The following is a 15,565-nucleotide window of genomic DNA, read 5'->3' on the forward strand; positions in this document are numbered from 1 at the left end:
CAGCTTGTGTCTAAATGACTATAATGTTTTCAAGTTATTGATTTATAACAATTTAATAGTTGGCATGAAACCTGATGGGTATAACGCAACAGTCAGTCGTCCTGGAGTTACCTTATGCTGAGCGCTCAAGACCGTGCCATCGTCAAATCCACCGTGCCGCTGCTCGAAAGCGGGGGTGAAGCGCTGATTACGCACTTCTACCGCATGATGCTCTCCGAATACCCGCAAGTCCGCCCGTTGTTCAACCAGGCCCACCAGGCCAGCGGTGACCAGCCACGGGCGCTGGCCAACGGCGTATTGATGTATGCGCGCCACATCGACCAGCTCGACCAGTTGGGCGATCTGGTGGCCAAGATCATCAACAAGCACGTGGCCCTGCAGATTCTGCCGGAACACTACCCGATTGTCGGCAGCTGCCTGCTGCGGGCCATAGCCGAAGTGCTGGGCGAAGAGATCGCCACACCCGAAGTCATTGCCGCGTGGGGCGCGGCTTATGGTCAACTGGCGGATATCCTGATCGGTGCTGAAGCCAGTATCTACGACCAGAAGGCGCAAGCACCGGGCGGCTGGCGCGGTGCGCGGGAGTTCATCGTCGCGGCAAAGGTTGAAGAGAGCGCGCAAATCACCTCCTTCTACTTCGAGCCGGCGGACAAAGGCCCGATTCTGGTGGCAGAGCCCGGTCAGTACATCGGCATGAAACTGACCCTCGATGGGGAAGAAATTCGTCGCAATTACTCGTTGTCGGCCTTGGCGAACAAGGGCCAGTACCGCATCAGCGTCAAGCGTGAAGACGGCGGTCGTGCGTCCAATTACCTGCATGATCAGTTGCCTGTGGGCGCGAGCATTCAACTGTTTCCGCCAGCGGGCGATTTCACCCTGAGTGCCAGCGACAAACCGCTGGTGCTGATCAGTGGCGGCGTCGGCATCACCCCGACCATTGCGATGCTCGAAGCGGCGCTGCAAACCCAGCGACCGATTCATTTCATCCACTGCGCGCGCAACGGCAGTGTGCATGCCTTCCGTGACTGGATCGACGGACTGGCCGAGCGTCATCCACAACTCAAGCGCTTCTATTGCTACTCCGAGGATGATGGGGTGAGCCCGGCGGCGCACAAGGTCGGGCTGTTGAGTCAGCAGCAGTTGCACGAGTGGCTGCCGCAAGAACGCGACCTGGATGCCTATTTCCTCGGGCCAAAAGGCTTCATGGCGGCCATCAAGCGCCACCTCAAGGCGCTGGGTGTGCCGGAGAAGCAGAGCCGTTACGAGTTCTTCGGGCCGGCTGCTGCGCTGGAGTAAGGGTTTGGCGCGGTGGGCCAGTCTAACCGCGTCGGCTTCATCGCGGGCAAGCCACGTTCCTACAGGTTTTGTGCCGTTCCCATCAATCTGGACCGACACAAATCCCTGTGGGAGCTGGCTTGCCGGCGATTGCTTTACTTCGGTTCCTGAACGGAAAAAAGTTGGAAAGTTAATCCCTTCTTAACTGCCTTATTGTCTATTCCCCCCGAATCCCCCTGACATGCTCCAGACTCTCAAAGGTCCGGATCAGCGTGTAGACTGGCGGGCAATCGAATCTTGAAGGGAAACGCGATGAGCGAGGAAACCATGCGGTTGGGCCGTGAGCGGCGCTATCTGGTGTTGCTGGGCATCATTTGCCTGGCGCTGATCGGCGGTGCGTTGTACATGCAAATTGTCCTGGGTGAGGCGCCTTGCCCACTGTGCATCCTGCAGCGGTATGCGTTGCTGCTGATCGCGATCTTTGCCTTCATCGGTGCGGCCATGCGTTCGCGACGCAGCATCACGGTGTTTGAAACCCTGGTGGTGATCTGCGCGCTGGCGGGCGTCGGCGTTGCCGGTCATCACGTGTATACCCAGTTCTATCCGGCAGTCAGCTGCGGCATCGATGTGCTGCAACCGATTGTCGATGATCTGCCGCTGGCGAAGATCTTCCCTCTGGGCTTTCAGGTCGACGGTTTTTGCTCCACCCCGTACCCGCCCATTCTCGGTCTGTCGCTGGCGCAGTGGGCGCTGGTCGCCTTTGTGCTGATCGTAGTGCTGGTGCCTTTTCTGACCATGCGCAACCGCAAAGCACTGCGGTAAAGACGATCACTGTCCGAATTATTGTCGGACAAAAAAAGCCCCGGCCCTCGATGAGTGGACCGGGGCTTTTTCGTATGGGCGAGCGCAATTCAGGGGGCGGGTGAAAAGACTGTGACAGGTGTCAGCCATGGGTGCGACAAGTGTGCGACATGTTGTCACAGCGCGTATGTCGCAGGGCATTTCAGAGGACTGGATTGGCACCCCGTTGCGCAACGAAATTGTCCGCCTGTGGGCTTTTCACGATTTGGTCATGTTGTTCTGAAACTGGCCGTTTTAACAGTGGCTGGCGAATTGCCAAAGCCCTTGTCACATAGGGGCTCTGGCAGGGTCGTAGACGCCGTGGATGCTATCGAACCTGTCTGAACTGCGGATGGTAGACCTACTATTTTTGGTGTTTTTGTTGAGAATGTATTTCGATAAGATGCGCGACTTTTACGAAAATGGTGAATGATTGTTGCCGGTTCGGATAAAAATTATTTCGGGATGAGACATGGTTTATAAAACGCTACATAACTACAATCGCCCGCACTGAATTCCCGGCCCTGCTCAATCCTTAACCAGATGTTGAGCAGGAGAGGTTAACGAGACTCCGGTGGCTTCATGCGACGCCCAGGTGTCGGTGCCTCCAAAACTACCCGCACCAAATGGAATTGGTCTGTAACAAGGCCTTTGACCACGAATTCGAATAAGAACTCACCGCCAGTCCAGGATTTGTCGAGACGCGTCTGACGCACGACGGGCAGGCCCTTATTCAATCCAAGAAAAATGCCAACCCTTGGCAGGGTGAAGTGTTGGCGATCAAAACCCAACTGCATTGCGCAAGCTGCTTTAGAGGTCGTGAGATGAGTAAAAACAGGTACCCCAGACTACTAGGCTTATTGCCGCTGATCGGCACGTTGTTGCTGTCAGGCTGCAACATGACCTTGCTCAATCCCAAGGGCCAGGTCGGTCTGGACGAGCGAAACCTGATCATCACCGCAACGCTGCTGATGCTGTTGGTCGTGGTTCCGGTCATCGTCATGACGTTCCTGTTCGCCTGGAAATACCGCGCGTCCAACACCAACGCTACCTACACCCCGAAATGGAACCACTCCACCAAGATCGAGATCGCGGTGTGGGCTGTTCCGGTGCTGATCATCATTGCCCTGGGTTACGTCACCTACAAGTCGACCCACGCGCTTGACCCGTACAAGCCGCTGGAATCCGACGTGAAACCGGTGACCATCGAAGTGGTCGCGCTGGACTGGAAGTGGCTGTTCATCTACCCGGAACAAGGCATCGCCACGGTCAACAAGATCGTGTTCCCGGCACACACCCCGATCAACTTCAAGATCACTTCCGACGCCGTGATGAACTCGTTCTTCATCCCTGCGCTGGGCGGCCAGATCTACGCGATGGCGGGCATGCAGACCAGGCTGCACCTGATCGCCAACGAAAACGCTGAGATGGACGGTATTTCCGCCAACTACAGCGGCGCAGGTTTCACCGGTATGAAATTCAAGGCGATCGCCACTTCCCAGGAAGAATTCGACGCCTGGGTAAGTGAAGTCAAAAAGGCACCTAAACAGCTTGAACAAGCTGAATACGCAGCCCTTGCCAAGCAGAGCCAGAACAACCCAGTCGAGCTCTACTCCTCGGTGACGCCGAACCTGTTCCAGACCATCGTCGACAAGTACGAAGGCATGAAACCGGGTCCGAAAGTGAAGCACGAGAAGAAAGAGAAAGAAGTGGCCGCTACGCAAGGAATGGACATGAACGCGCATTCAGCTGCCGGGGCAGAGGAGTAAACGATGTTTGGTAAATTAAGTTGGGAAGCGGTCCCGTTCCACGAACCGATCGTGATGATAACCATCGCCATGATCGCGCTCGGTGGTGTGGCGCTGTTCGCTGCAATCACCTACTTCAAGAAGTGGACCTACCTGTGGACCGAGTGGCTGACGTCGGTCGACCACAAGAAAATCGGCGTGATGTACATCATCGTCGCCATGGTCATGCTGCTGCGCGGTTTTGCCGACGCCATCATGATGCGTACCCAGCTGGCCATGGCCACCGAGGGTTCGCCTGGCTACCTGCCACCTGAACACTATGACCAGATCTTCACCGCTCACGGTGTGATCATGATCATCTTCATGGCGATGCCATTCTTCACCGGCCTGATGAACCTTGCAGTGCCGCTGCAGATCGGCGCGCGTGACGTTGCCTACCCGTTCCTGAACTCCCTGAGCTTCTGGCTGCTGGTTTCCGGCGTAGTGCTGATCAACCTGTCCCTGGGCGTCGGCGAATTCGCCAAGACCGGCTGGGTTGCCTATCCACCGCTGTCGGGCCTGCAATACAGCCCTGGCGTGGGGATGGATTACTACATCTGGGCGCTACAGCTATCCGGTCTGGGGACGACACTGACGGGGGTCAACTTCCTGGCCACCGTGCTGAAAATGCGTACCCCTGGCATGAAGCTGATGGACATGCCGATCTTCACCTGGACCTGCACCTGGGCCAACGTCCTGATCGTGGCTTCGTTCCCGATCCTGACCGCTACCCTGGCACTGCTGACGCTTGACCGTTACATGGATTTCCACATTTTCACCAATGAACTTGGTGGCAATCCGATGATGTACGTCAACCTGTTCTGGGCGTGGGGTCACCCTGAGGTGTACATCCTGATCCTGCCGGCATTCGGCATTTTCTCGGAAGTTATCTCGGCCTTCACCGGCAAGAAACTGTTTGGCCACCACTCGATGATCTACGCTTCGGGCGCGATCTCGATCCTGGGCTTCATGGTTTGGCTGCACCACTTCTTCACCATGGGGTCGGGTGCCAGCGTCAACGCCTTCTTCGGTCTGGCGACGATGCTGATTTCCATCCCGACGGGTGTGAAACTGTTTAACTGGCTGTTCACCATCTACCAGGGCCGACTGCGTTTCACCAGCCAGGTGCTGTGGACCCTGGGCTTCATGGTGACCTTCGCCATCGGCGGCATGACCGGCGTACTGCTGGCCATCCCGGGTGCTGACTTCGTACTGCACAACAGCCTGTTCGTGATCGCGCACTTCCATAACGTGATCATCGGCGGTGCGGTATTCGGTTACATCGCAGGTTTCGCCTTCTACTTCCCTAAAGCGTTCGGCTTCAAGCTGCACGAAGGTTGGGGCAAGGCAGCGTTCTGGTTCTGGATCTCCGGCTTCTTCGTCGCGTTCATGCCGCTCTATGCACTGGGCTTCATGGGTATGACCCGTCGTCTGAACGCCACCACCAACCCTGAGTGGGTGCCGTACCTGTACGTGGCGATGTTCGGCGCGGTGATGATCGCTGTGGGTATCGCCTGCCAACTGATCCAGCTGTACGTCAGTGTGCGTGACCGCAACAAGCCAGAAAACATGTGCGAACACGGCGACCCGTGGAATGCCCATACCCTGGAATGGTCGACTTCGTCGCCACCACCGTTCTACAACTTCGCTGTGTTGCCGAAAGCCGACTGCATCGACCCGTTCACCGAAGCCAAGGAAAACGGCACCGCGTACAAGGCTCCGGCCAGGTACGAGCCGATCCACATGCCGAACAACACCGCCACTGGCGTAGTGATGGGCGCGCTGTTGACCGTCTTCGGTTTCGCGATGATCTGGCACATCTGGTGGCTGGCAATCGCGAGCCTGGTAGGCACTGTCGTCTACTTCGTGATCCACGCTGCACGTGACGACCAGGGCTATATGGTTCCGGTTGAAACGATCGAGCGCATCGAAGCCGAGCAGCACAAGCGTCTGGTAGCGGCCGGGAAAATCCCGGCCACCGCCACCCGTGTTGAAACCTCGTTGGAACAGGCTTAAACCATGTCGAACTTAGTGACCAATGCTGGACACACCCATGTCGATGGACATGGGCATGATGACCATCACCACGACTCGGGCGAGATGACCGTATTCGGTTTCTGGCTCTACCTGATGACCGACTGCATTCTGTTTGCGTCGATCTTCGCCGTGTACGCGGTTCTGGTTAACAACGTAGCGGGTGGCCCGTCGGGCCACGACATCTTCGAACTGCCATACGTACTGGGCGAAACCGCTCTGCTGCTGTTCAGTTCGATCACCTACGGCTTCGCCATGCTGGCGTTGTACAAGGGCAACAAGAAGGCAGTGCTGGGCTGGCTGGGCATGACCTTCCTGTTGGGTGCAGGCTTTATCGGCATGGAGATCAACGAGTTCCACGTTTTGATCTCCGAAGGCTACGGCCCTAGCCGCTCAGGCTTCCTGTCCGCGTTCTTCACCCTGGTCGGTACCCACGGTCTGCACGTGACCGCCGGTCTGATCTGGATGGGCATCATGATGTACCAGGTGCAGAAAAACGGCCTGACGGCGACCAACAAGACCCGTCTGAGCTGCCTGAGCCTGTTCTGGCACTTCCTGGACGTTGTCTGGATCTGCGTATTCACCGTTGTTTACCTGATGGGGACTATGTAAATGGCTAACCCAGCTCATTCCCACCACGGCCACGATGACGCCGGCCACGGCAGCTACAAGTCGTACGCCATCGGTTTCATCCTGTCGGTGATCCTGACCGTCATTCCATTCGGTCTGGTGATGTACCCGACGCTGCCGAAGTCGATCACTCTGTTGATCGTCCTCGCGTTCGCAATCGTCCAGGTGCTGGTGCACCTGGTGTACTTCCTGCACCTGGACCGTTCGGCCGCGCAGCGTAACAACGTGATTGCGTTTGTCTTCGCCGCGATCGTGATTGTCCTGCTGGTTGGCTTGTCGCTGTGGATCATGTTCAGCATCCACACGTTCATGATGGCGAAGTGAGGTAGATCCGCATGTCCCTTAAGCACTTTATCCAAATCACCAAACCGGGGATCATTTTCGGTAACGTGCTTTCTGTGGCAGGCGGATTTTTCCTGGCCTCCAAAGGGCATGTCGATCTGGCCATCTTCCTGGCCGCCATGATCGGCACGTCCCTGGTGGTTGCCTCCGGTTGCGTGTTCAACAACTGCATCGACCGCGACATCGACCTGAAGATGGAACGCACCAAGAACCGCGTGCTGGTCCAGGGCCTGATCTCCCTGAAACTGGCCCTGATCTATGCGACCGTCCTGGGTGTTGCCGGCGTTGCGTTGTTGTACAAGGTGGCCAACCCGTTGGCCGCGTTGTTCGCAGTCATTGGCTTCGTGATCTACGTCGGCTTCTACAGCCTGTACCTCAAGCGCAAGTCGGTTCACGGCACGCTGGTGGGCAGTCTGTCGGGCGCCATGCCGCCGGTGATCGGCTACGTCGCGGTGAGCAACACCTTCGACATGGCCGCGCTGACCCTGCTGGTGATGTTCAGCCTGTGGCAGATGCCGCATTCCTACGCCATCGCGATCTTCCGCTTCAACGATTACCTGGCCGCATCGATTCCGGTGCTGCCAGTGAAGCGCGGCATCCAGGTGGCCAAGAAGCACATCCTGCTCTACATCCTGGCCTTCCTCGTGGCAACCTTGATGCTGACCTTCAGCGGCTACGCCGGCATGAGCTACCTCGCCGTCGCCGCGGCCATGGGCATGTACTGGCTGTACATGGCCTGGACCGGCTACAAGGCAGTGGATGACACGGTCTGGGCACGCAAGCTGTTCGTGTTCTCGATCTTCACCATTACCGCGTTGAGCGTGATGATGTCCCTGGACTTCAAAGTGCCGACCGAGTTGCTGCTGACGTACGCGCCTTAAGCGTCGGATGCTGTAATGAAAAGCCCCGCCTTCGAGAGAAGCGCGGGGCTTTTTCATTTAGGCGCGGTTGTTACACGGTGCATCGAGCACCTTCACCACGTCGTCGATGATTGCCTTGCTCATGTCCTGCAAAAAATGCGAGGCCCAGGCGTGTCGGTCGGAGTCGCGGACCATGGCGGTGTCGAAGGCGAGCAGTTTGGCGAGGTGGAGCAGTTCGGAGGCGTGGGAAAGGGCTTCGATCACCGGGACACCGGCGTTGATGCGGAACAGTGGTTCGTGGGCGTGGTAGGAGAAAGGGGTAAGGCCGATGGTTTTGAGGTCTTGAGGGACACCGCAACCCCCTGTAGGAGCGAGCCTGCTCGCGATGGCGGTGTGTCAGGCGATATTGATGCGGGATGTGACGGCCCTATCGCGAGCAGGCTCGCTCCTACAGGGGATAGGCGGTGGTCGGTTATTTTTGGGGCTTATCCAGCAACCGGAAAAACCGTTCCCGCACCTGCACATGGTCACTGTGCGCCACGTTGAACCGCAGAAACTGATTGGCATCCGCCGCCTTGCTGAGCATGGTGCCCGGCGCCAGTACCAGATCTATTTCCAGACCCTTTCTGGCCAGGCATTCGGCTTTGAATCCCTCCGGCAATCGCGTCCAGATATACAAACCTTCGCCGGGCAGCGACGACGCCGAACACCCGGCTTCGCCCAGCCACGTCGCCACGCGGCTGTTCGACTCGTAGAGCCGATCCACCGTGCGCCGCATGTGTTTGGCATAGCTGCCGTCGCTGAGCATGGTGCAGATGATCTGCTCGGCCATTTCCGAGGTCATGCCGCCGCAGGCCATTTTCAGCGTCACCATCCGCGCCGCCAGTGCCGGCGACAGCACCGCGAAGCTGACGCGGCTGTTGGCGGTCAAGGTCTTGGAGAACCCGGAGACGTAAGAAACATTGTCCAGCCCGCTCGCCGCCAGGCGCGGTGTCCTGCGCTGCTGCATGTCGCAGTACAGATCGTCTTCGAGGATGTGGAAGTTGTAGCGATGGCTCAACTCCAGCAAGCGATACACCTGCGCTGAAGTGAACGAGTGACCGGTCGGGTTGTGCAGGGCATTGTTGGTCAGGTAGAGCACGGGGCGGTGGGCGATCAACAGTTGCTCGAATGCCTCCAGGTCCATGCCGTCGCACTCGCGGCGGATGGTGATGACCTTGACGCCGTGCCACGCCAGATTGGTGTGCATCGTGAAATAGCACGGGTCATCGAGCAGCACCGTATCGCCGGGTTTGACCAGCAGACGCATCAGCATGTCGATGGCTTGCACGGTGTTGGCGGTGGTGATGATCTGGTCCACCGGCACTTCGATGCCCAGGGTCGACATCTTGACCCGCAAGGCCTGGCGCAGTGGCAGATAACCGCTGGCGTTTCCGTATTCGCCCATGCGCAGGGTCGTGGCGCGAAGCGTTCCGCGCACGGCTTTGAGCAGTTCTTCGGCAGGCAGCCACGAGGTGGGCAGGAAACCGGCGCCCGGACGCAGCGCGCCATTGTCCTGCAGGACTGCGCGGCGGACCACGCTGAGGGTGTCTTGCGGCAGCAGGTCCGGGCCGGCATCGGTCTCGAGGGTGGTGATGGAACGATGCACGTAGTGCCCCGAGCCCTGGCGCGACACCACCAGACCCTTGGCCCGCAAGCGATCCAGGGCATCGACCACGGTGGATTTGCCCACGCTCATCAAGTCGGAAAGTTCGCGAATCGGCGGCAGTCTGGAACCGTGTGGCAAGCCGCCCTGACTGATCGCCACGGTCAATTGATCGACGATCTGCTGCACCAGCGGGACTCCCGGCTGGAACTCGATGGCGGCGATCACTGCGCGCTGAACCTGCATTTTACTGGTCTCTCCGGCAGTAAAGTTCGTTGGATTCTATACGAACTTGCTCTGACCAAGACAAGCATCTCTTTCTACTATCGCTCTGGAAAGTTTCAGGATTGTCGAGCAGTGCCCGTTCGACAGCCCGCCGATTCATGAGGTGTTGGATGAGTGTAGAAACAGCTGCCGTCGTGACGAAACCGGTGATCAACCTGCGGTTGTTCACCATTCGGATCATCACGGCCGTGGCGCTGTTCGCGGTGCTGGGCAAGGCCAACGTCTGGCTCGAGACCGCCACCAACAGCATATTGGCCCTCGGTTATCGGGCCTTGTTGCTGCTGTTGCCCTTGACGTTGCTGGTCCTCGGCCGCCGCTCCTTGAGCGTCACGCTGCTGTGCGCCGTTCTCGGTCTGGTGCTGCTGGCGGTCACCCGCCACCAGGGCATCATCATGTTTGCTGCCGCGTTGTTTGCCTACGGCATTGCGATTGCCGGTTACCTGATCAAGAGCGAAGCGGCGCAAACCAAAGAGGGCGCCGCCTACAACCGCGTCGCCATGAACATGGGCAGCCTGTTGGCGGGGTTGATCCTGCTGTCGCCGCTGCTGACCCCCACGGTGTTTTTCCTCGGCGCCGCCGCTTTCGTCCTGCTGTGCCTGCCCATCGCGATGGGGGCGAGCTTCACCACTGAAGCCGCAATGGCCCGTCCGGCCAGTCAGGAGGGCAGCGGCTGGCGCAACAAACTGCCGTGGATCATTGCCGGCGTCATCATGGGCATCAAGCTGTTCGGTGTGTTCTCGATCCTGCCGCAGGCGATCCTGCTTGAGACCGGTGAATTGCCGGCCTGGTACGGCCTGATGCTGATCCTCAACAGTGCCGTGGTGGTCTTTGCGCAAGTGCCGGTCATGAAGCTGATCGAGCGCACCGGGCGCTTCAAGGTCTTGACGGTGATCGGGATCATCGTCGGCGGTTTTGCCGTGCTGTCTTCGCCCGCTGCATTCCACGTCGAAACCCTGACCGGCGCGTTGATCTGGGTCGCACTGCTGTCCATCGCTGAATGCGCGTTCAGCCACCTCGACTACTTCTCGGTCAAGCAGAACAACATGTTCGTCAAAGAGGTGTCCCTGGGCGTCGGGGCCGGGCTGACCGTGCTGATCATGCGGGTCATGCCTGCCCCCTGTAACGCTCTGGTGCTGGCCGCCATTGGCGCTGGCGGGATCCTGGTCTGGTACTGGCTCAACCGTGAGTCCATTGCGTCGCTGCATGACTGAGTCATCGCCGCTTCGGTTTTCAGTTTGTACGTCGGGGGCATCATGAATATGACTTCATGCGTAGTGGTGGTGGGGTACAACGGCAGCCGGGTTCACGATATCCAGAAGCTGCGCGACCTGTGCAAGTCGATGTACGACGCCAGGCTGGTCCTGCTGGTCGAGCACATTCAACCCCATGATGATCAAGTAGCCGACCATGTCTGCAGCACATCGCTGGCGGAGAACGATGTGGCGGCGTCCCTGGAGCTGGTCGTGGGTTGTCTGAAGGCGGATCGCTGGAAACTGATCGGCGTGTTGCCTTTTTCAGATCGCGGCGTGGTGCTCGGTGCGGCCTTGGCCAGTCATTTCGGCCTGCCCGGTATTACCCAGGCTCAGGCGCGGGCGGGGTTGGACAAACAGGTTTTGCGCAAGCTCGAAGCCTCGGCCACCACCGCGCCGGAGGACTACCGTCCGGTGGCGTCCATTCGGGTCGAAAGCCTTGCAGAACTGCGTCAACGGGTCATCGAGCTGGGCGGTAAAGCATTCATCAAGCCAGCCTGCGAAGGCGCGAGCCGCGGTTGTCGGGTCATCCGTCACCCGTCCGAATGCGACGAGGCATGGCAAGCGCTCAAGCCCTATCTCGAGGGCGGCATCGTACTTGAAGAGCTGATCCAGAATGCCCGGGAATTCAGCTGGGATTTTGTTGCGGGAAGCACCTGGATCACCGAAAAAACCACCACCGACGGGGCTTACCGCGCCGAGATCCAGCAAGTGGTGCCCGCACCGTTGACGCCCGACGCGCAGATTCGGCTGATGGCCGCCGGCCGCCACATGGCGGGGTTGGTTTCCCAGGACAACGGCGCCTGGCACAACGAAGTGTTCTACAGAGCCAATCATCGCACCTCGGCGGTGGAAACCAACATGCGCCCCGGTGGTATGCACATCTGGGACCTGGCCAAGCGTGCATTCGTCGATTTCGACCCATGGGAACGCTGGATTCGCTGGGCAGTGGAAGGTCAGATCGACAGTTATGACCCGGTGCCTCGTGGCTACTGCGGCATACGTCTGCTTCGGGCGACGGCTGTCGGCCTCTTGCGCGATGTCCCGGATATCCAGGCGCTGGCCCGGTCGATGGACATCGATCTGGAGGAGGCGGTGCTGACCAAACGCATAGGTGATTCGGTCACTGCACTGGTGAAAGACAATTTTTCGTTTATCGGCCACATCGTGTTGTTCAACGAAGATTACCAACAGCTCGGCAATGATCTGTTGCGTCTGGCCGAGGCTATCGAATCCAGGGTCGGTATCACCAGCCTGGCTTCGCCGGCCAGGGTTTGGAGCTGAGTCGTTGGGGTCGATGTTTTTTTTGCGGTATTGATCAAGAGGGTTGGGTAAATGATTGAGCACATGACCTGTGATGAACGCTTCATCGCGCTGGCACAGGAGTTCGGTTACGACATTTATGGCGAGAACACCGTTGGCGGGCACTACGCACCGCTGATTCGCCACCATGATGAACTGTATATCAGCGGTCTGGTGCCGCGCATGAACGGTAAAATTCACTTTCCGGGACGGGTGGGGCAAGACCTCACCATGGCGGATGCGCAAGCGGCCGCCAGCATCTGTGCGATGCGCGGGTTGGCGCTGATTGTTGATGCCATTGGATCGCTGGACAAGATCAAGTCGCTGATTCGAGTAGCGGTGTACGTGAGGTCCACGGAGGACTTTGTCGACCTCAGCGAAGTCGCCAATGGTGCGTCGGATGTTTTCAGTCACGTGTTGGGCGACGCAGGGAAACATACACGCACTACGGTGGGTGTTTATCAGTTGCCAAAAAATGCGGCGATAGAAGTTGATATGATCGTGGCGGTACGGCCATCGCCGTTATAAGCAGCTGATATTCGCTTTACAGTGCCAAAAGGTTCGCCTAAGGTCGAGAGACCAAGTTGGCGAACTGCATTGGAAATAAAAAATGAATACCGTTAAGGGTGCGTTTTTTTCATATAGGGATTTTCGTGAAAGTTTAGAGCAGCAGCCAATCAAACCCTGCGTGTGGACGGGGGCCGAACTTGCCGATATGCGCGCAACGCTCGCAGGCAGCGATGTTGATATTGTCGCCTTGGCCCACGAGAAAAACGCCGAAGGTTGCCAGTTGACCCCCGGCATGGCGGTGTCCATGCAATGGCTGATACCGGGTTCAACACTCGATGCACATGCACATGCCTGGTGGCACCTGTTCATCATTCAGTGTGGCAGCGGAACATTGACCCTGGGCGACGCCGATGCAGTGAACGTCAACCCTGGCGACGTGTTGCTGGTGCCGGCCTGGACCCGGCACGGCTTCGTCAACACCAGCGATACCGAGCACCTGGCGATGCTTAACCTCAGCAACATGCCGCAGATGGCGTTGCTTTCCAATCATGCCGACAGTGTGGGTCTGATCCCCCGTCAACTGTAGTTCCCCCTTCTGTTGCACTCAGGGAGTCCGCGTTTGCCGGCTCCCTTTTTTCGTTTCTGTCGCCCCACAAAAAACCTTCCGGGCACTGGGCGTGTTCGACTGTCTGTATCGATAGAAACAGACATATTCTGTATCTGTTCAGCACCTGACCAACTTACTACGATCGCTTCACAAGCAATGGATTAATGTAGTTAGTGCAAGAGAGCTTTGAATGGATAGTGCAAAATTTAAACTGTATCTCGGTGCGGATTATGTCAGTGCTTTTGCGATGTCTGCATTTGTGGCGCTTAAGGAAAAGCAACTTTCGTTTGATCTTGTGACGCTGAACTTGAAAGCACGCGAGAATTATCAAGGGGATTACCGCGATCTTTCATTGACCTGCAAAATTCCGGCGTTAGTTCATGAGGAGTTTGCGCTGTCGGAATCTTCGGCCATTGCCGAGTACCTCGACGAGCGCTTTCCTGGAGGTAAAAGACTCTACCCGCAGGACATCAGGCAGCGCGCTCGCGCCCGTCAGCTTCAGGCCTGGCTACGCAGTGATTTGCTGGTAGTACGCAAAGAGCGCCCGTTTGACCTGGTGTACTTCGGCAAAAAGGACTTTCCGTTGTCCGACGACGCCCAGGCCGCTGCTGATCGCTTGTTCTTCGTGGCCGACCGCTTGCTGGAAAAGGGCGCCGAGCACTTGTTCGGTGACTGGAGCATCACCGACACCGACCTGGCAATCATGCTCAACCGACTGGTCGCCAATGGTGATCAAGTCCCGCCGAAACTTGCGGCGTATGTCCAACGGCAGTGGGACCGCGACAGCGTTCGGGCATGGATGGACATCGAGCGCAAAGCGCCGGCCATTGCGTAAAACGACCCTCAGGAGCACGGCCATGCAGGGACTGTCGGAGCACGATCGCTATAAGCCCTACAACGCACGCACCATTCGTGACACACCTTACTGGCACCAACTGGCGCCGGCCTTGCAGGAGGCCATGACCGTCGTGGCCCGCGTCATGCCGTTTCGCACCAACGAGTATGTGCTGAGCACGTTGATCGACTGGAACAACATCCCGGACGACCCGATTTTCCGCATGACCTTTCCCCACAAGGACATGTTGCTGCCGGATGAATACGCATCGCTCAAGCACCTGATCGAGCTGGACGACACGGCGGCGATCAAACGCCGGATCGAGGCGATCTGGCTGCGCATGAACCCGCATCCGGCGGGGCAGTTGACGCACAACAACGCCACCCACGACGGAAAAGTCCTGCAAGGCATCCAGCACAAGTACCGCGAGACCGTGCTGTTTTTCCCTGGCGCCGGCCAGACCTGTCACGCGTACTGCACCTTCTGCTTCCGCTGGGCGCAGTTCATTGGCGAAGAAGAACTGAAGTTCAACGCCCGTGAATCCCAGGAACTGGTGAGCTACCTGCGAGTGCATACCGAGGTCACCGATGTGCTGATCACCGGCGGCGATCCCATGATCATGAACACCCGCTCGCTGGCTGGGTACATCGAGCCGTTGCTGGCACTGCCGCACCTCAAGAGCATTCGTATCGGCACCAAATCCGTGGCGTACTGGCCGCAGCGGTTTGTCAGCGACAAGGACGCACCCGAGTTGCTGGAGCTGTTCCGGCGGATCGTCGCGGCAGGGAAAAACCTCTCGATCATGGGGCACTACAACCACCCGGTGGAGATCCGCCAGGACATCGCCCGTCAGGCCATCGAATGCATTCGCTCCACGGGGGCGACCGTACGCATGCAGGCGCCGGTGATCCGCCACATCAACGAAAACCCGGCCGACTGGGCGGCGCTGTGGACCGAAGGTGTGCGACTCGGTGCAGTGCCTTATTACATGTTCGTCGAACGGGACACCGGCCCCAGTCACTACTTCGCGATGCCATTGGCCCGAGCGTTCGAGATCTTTCAGGCGGCCTATCGCACGGTGTCCGGGCTGGCACGCACGGTGCGCGGGCCGTCCATGAGCACCTTTTACGGCAAGGTGCTGATCAACGGTATCGAGATTGTCGCCGGGGAAAAGGTCTTCGTGCTGCAGTTCCTTCAGGCACGCAATCCGCACTGGGTGTTGCGCACGTTCTATGCGCGATTCGATCCGCACATCACCTGGTTCGATGACATGCGACCGGCGTTTGGCGAACGCTCGTTTTTCTTTCAGAACGAGTTCGAAACGACGCCCGAATTAATACCGGTCCTGCTGCAAACGGCGTAG

The 15,565-nt window shown here is 58.2% G+C and carries 15 protein-coding genes; 13 read left to right on the top strand and 2 right to left on the bottom strand.

Annotated features, from left to right (window positions below):
- The first annotated feature begins 114 nt into the window (after positions 1-114).
- The 7 genes from hmpA (at position 115) to cyoE (ending at position 7,789) form a co-directional block, all read left to right on the top strand.
- Positions 115-1,296 carry an NO-inducible flavohemoprotein gene (gene hmpA / locus QMK58_RS05045; RefSeq protein WP_320395953.1) on the top strand — a complete coding sequence of 394 codons (1,182 nt, stop codon included), beginning with the start codon at positions 115-117 and terminating at the stop codon, positions 1,294-1,296.
- A 291-nt stretch (positions 1,297-1,587) separates the two neighbouring features.
- The gene (locus QMK58_RS05050) at positions 1,588-2,097 is read left to right on the top strand and encodes a disulfide bond formation protein B (protein WP_053154779.1); all 510 of its coding nucleotides are present in this window, start codon (positions 1,588-1,590) and stop codon (positions 2,095-2,097) included.
- An 842-nt stretch (positions 2,098-2,939) separates the two neighbouring features.
- Positions 2,940-3,884 carry a ubiquinol oxidase subunit II gene (gene cyoA / locus QMK58_RS05055; protein ID WP_053154782.1) on the top strand — a complete coding sequence of 315 codons (945 nt, stop codon included), beginning with the start codon at positions 2,940-2,942 and terminating at the stop codon, positions 3,882-3,884.
- Positions 3,885-3,887: 3 nt separating this feature from the next.
- Positions 3,888-5,918, top strand: a complete 2,031-nt coding sequence (gene cyoB / locus QMK58_RS05060; RefSeq protein WP_053154785.1) for a cytochrome o ubiquinol oxidase subunit I — start codon at positions 3,888-3,890, stop codon at positions 5,916-5,918.
- Between the two features lie 3 nt (positions 5,919-5,921).
- Entirely contained in the window at positions 5,922-6,548 is a 627-nt protein-coding gene (locus QMK58_RS05065) for a cytochrome o ubiquinol oxidase subunit III (protein WP_053154788.1), read from the top strand.
- Entirely contained in the window at positions 6,549-6,890 is a 342-nt protein-coding gene (gene cyoD, locus QMK58_RS05070) for a cytochrome o ubiquinol oxidase subunit IV (RefSeq protein WP_030128696.1), read from the top strand.
- 11 nt (positions 6,891-6,901) lie between these two features.
- Entirely contained in the window at positions 6,902-7,789 is an 888-nt protein-coding gene (gene cyoE / locus QMK58_RS05075) for a heme o synthase (RefSeq protein ID WP_053154791.1), read from the top strand.
- Between the two features lie 57 nt (positions 7,790-7,846).
- On the opposite strand, the gene QMK58_RS05080 is transcribed toward cyoE, so the two are convergent.
- Both QMK58_RS05080 and QMK58_RS05085 read right to left on the bottom strand, forming a co-directional pair.
- Entirely contained in the window at positions 7,847-8,155 is a 309-nt protein-coding gene (locus QMK58_RS05080) for a DUF3077 domain-containing protein (protein WP_053154794.1), read from the bottom strand.
- 85 nt (positions 8,156-8,240) lie between these two features.
- On the bottom strand, positions 8,241-9,659 hold the full coding sequence (locus tag QMK58_RS05085) for a PLP-dependent aminotransferase family protein (RefSeq protein WP_053154797.1): 1,419 nt from the start codon (positions 9,657-9,659) through the stop codon (positions 8,241-8,243).
- A 149-nt stretch (positions 9,660-9,808) separates the two neighbouring features.
- On the opposite strand from QMK58_RS05085, the gene QMK58_RS05090 reads away from it, so the two are divergent.
- The 6 genes from QMK58_RS05090 to QMK58_RS05115 all read left to right on the top strand — a co-directional run bounded on the left by QMK58_RS05090 (position 9,809) and on the right by QMK58_RS05115 (position 15,565).
- On the top strand, positions 9,809-10,909 hold the full coding sequence (locus QMK58_RS05090) for a hypothetical protein (RefSeq protein ID WP_320395954.1): 1,101 nt from the start codon (positions 9,809-9,811) through the stop codon (positions 10,907-10,909).
- Between the two features lie 42 nt (positions 10,910-10,951).
- Positions 10,952-12,232 (top strand): biotin carboxylase, encoded by a 1,281-nt coding sequence (locus tag QMK58_RS05095; RefSeq protein ID WP_320395955.1) that lies wholly within the window; start codon positions 10,952-10,954, stop codon positions 12,230-12,232.
- Positions 12,233-12,283: 51 nt separating this feature from the next.
- Positions 12,284-12,778, top strand: a complete 495-nt coding sequence (locus QMK58_RS05100) for a RidA family protein (RefSeq protein ID WP_053154806.1) — start codon at positions 12,284-12,286, stop codon at positions 12,776-12,778.
- Between the two features lie 82 nt (positions 12,779-12,860).
- The gene (locus tag QMK58_RS05105; protein ID WP_320395956.1) at positions 12,861-13,346 is read left to right on the top strand and encodes a cupin domain-containing protein; all 486 of its coding nucleotides are present in this window, start codon (positions 12,861-12,863) and stop codon (positions 13,344-13,346) included.
- 211 nt (positions 13,347-13,557) lie between these two features.
- Positions 13,558-14,202: a glutathione transferase gene (gene yfcF, locus QMK58_RS05110; protein WP_053154812.1), complete on the top strand. Its 645-nt coding sequence runs from the start codon at positions 13,558-13,560 to the stop codon at positions 14,200-14,202.
- Between the two features lie 22 nt (positions 14,203-14,224).
- Positions 14,225-15,565, top strand: a complete 1,341-nt coding sequence (locus QMK58_RS05115; RefSeq protein ID WP_053154815.1) for a KamA family radical SAM protein — start codon at positions 14,225-14,227, stop codon at positions 15,563-15,565.

It is taken from the genome of Pseudomonas sp. P8_241 (assembly GCF_034008315.1).
GTDB lineage: Bacteria > Pseudomonadota > Gammaproteobacteria > Pseudomonadales > Pseudomonadaceae > Aquipseudomonas.

Bases quoted from the DNA above. Each gene is read 5' to 3' on its own strand.
- QMK58_RS05085 (WP_053154797.1), bottom strand. From the start codon at position 9,659: ATGCAGGTTCAGCGCGCAGTGATCGCCGCCATCGAGTTCCAGCCGGGA.
- QMK58_RS05100 (WP_053154806.1), top strand. From the start codon at position 12,284: ATGATTGAGCACATGACCTGTGATGAACGCTTCATCGCGCTGGCACAG.
- QMK58_RS05095 (WP_320395955.1), top strand. From the start codon at position 10,952: ATGAATATGACTTCATGCGTAGTGGTGGTGGGGTACAACGGCAGCCGG.
- hmpA (WP_320395953.1), top strand. From the start codon at position 115: ATGCTGAGCGCTCAAGACCGTGCCATCGTCAAATCCACCGTGCCGCTG.
- cyoE (WP_053154791.1), top strand. From the start codon at position 6,902: ATGTCCCTTAAGCACTTTATCCAAATCACCAAACCGGGGATCATTTTC.
- QMK58_RS05105 (WP_320395956.1), top strand. From the start codon at position 12,861: ATGAATACCGTTAAGGGTGCGTTTTTTTCATATAGGGATTTTCGTGAA.
- yfcF (WP_053154812.1), top strand. From the start codon at position 13,558: ATGGATAGTGCAAAATTTAAACTGTATCTCGGTGCGGATTATGTCAGT.
- QMK58_RS05090 (WP_320395954.1), top strand. From the start codon at position 9,809: ATGAGTGTAGAAACAGCTGCCGTCGTGACGAAACCGGTGATCAACCTG.
- cyoB (WP_053154785.1), top strand. From the start codon at position 3,888: ATGTTTGGTAAATTAAGTTGGGAAGCGGTCCCGTTCCACGAACCGATC.
- QMK58_RS05065 (WP_053154788.1), top strand. From the start codon at position 5,922: ATGTCGAACTTAGTGACCAATGCTGGACACACCCATGTCGATGGACAT.
- QMK58_RS05115 (WP_053154815.1), top strand. From the start codon at position 14,225: ATGCAGGGACTGTCGGAGCACGATCGCTATAAGCCCTACAACGCACGC.
- cyoA (WP_053154782.1), top strand. From the start codon at position 2,940: ATGAGTAAAAACAGGTACCCCAGACTACTAGGCTTATTGCCGCTGATC.
- cyoD (WP_030128696.1), top strand. From the start codon at position 6,549: ATGGCTAACCCAGCTCATTCCCACCACGGCCACGATGACGCCGGCCAC.
- QMK58_RS05050 (WP_053154779.1), top strand. From the start codon at position 1,588: ATGAGCGAGGAAACCATGCGGTTGGGCCGTGAGCGGCGCTATCTGGTG.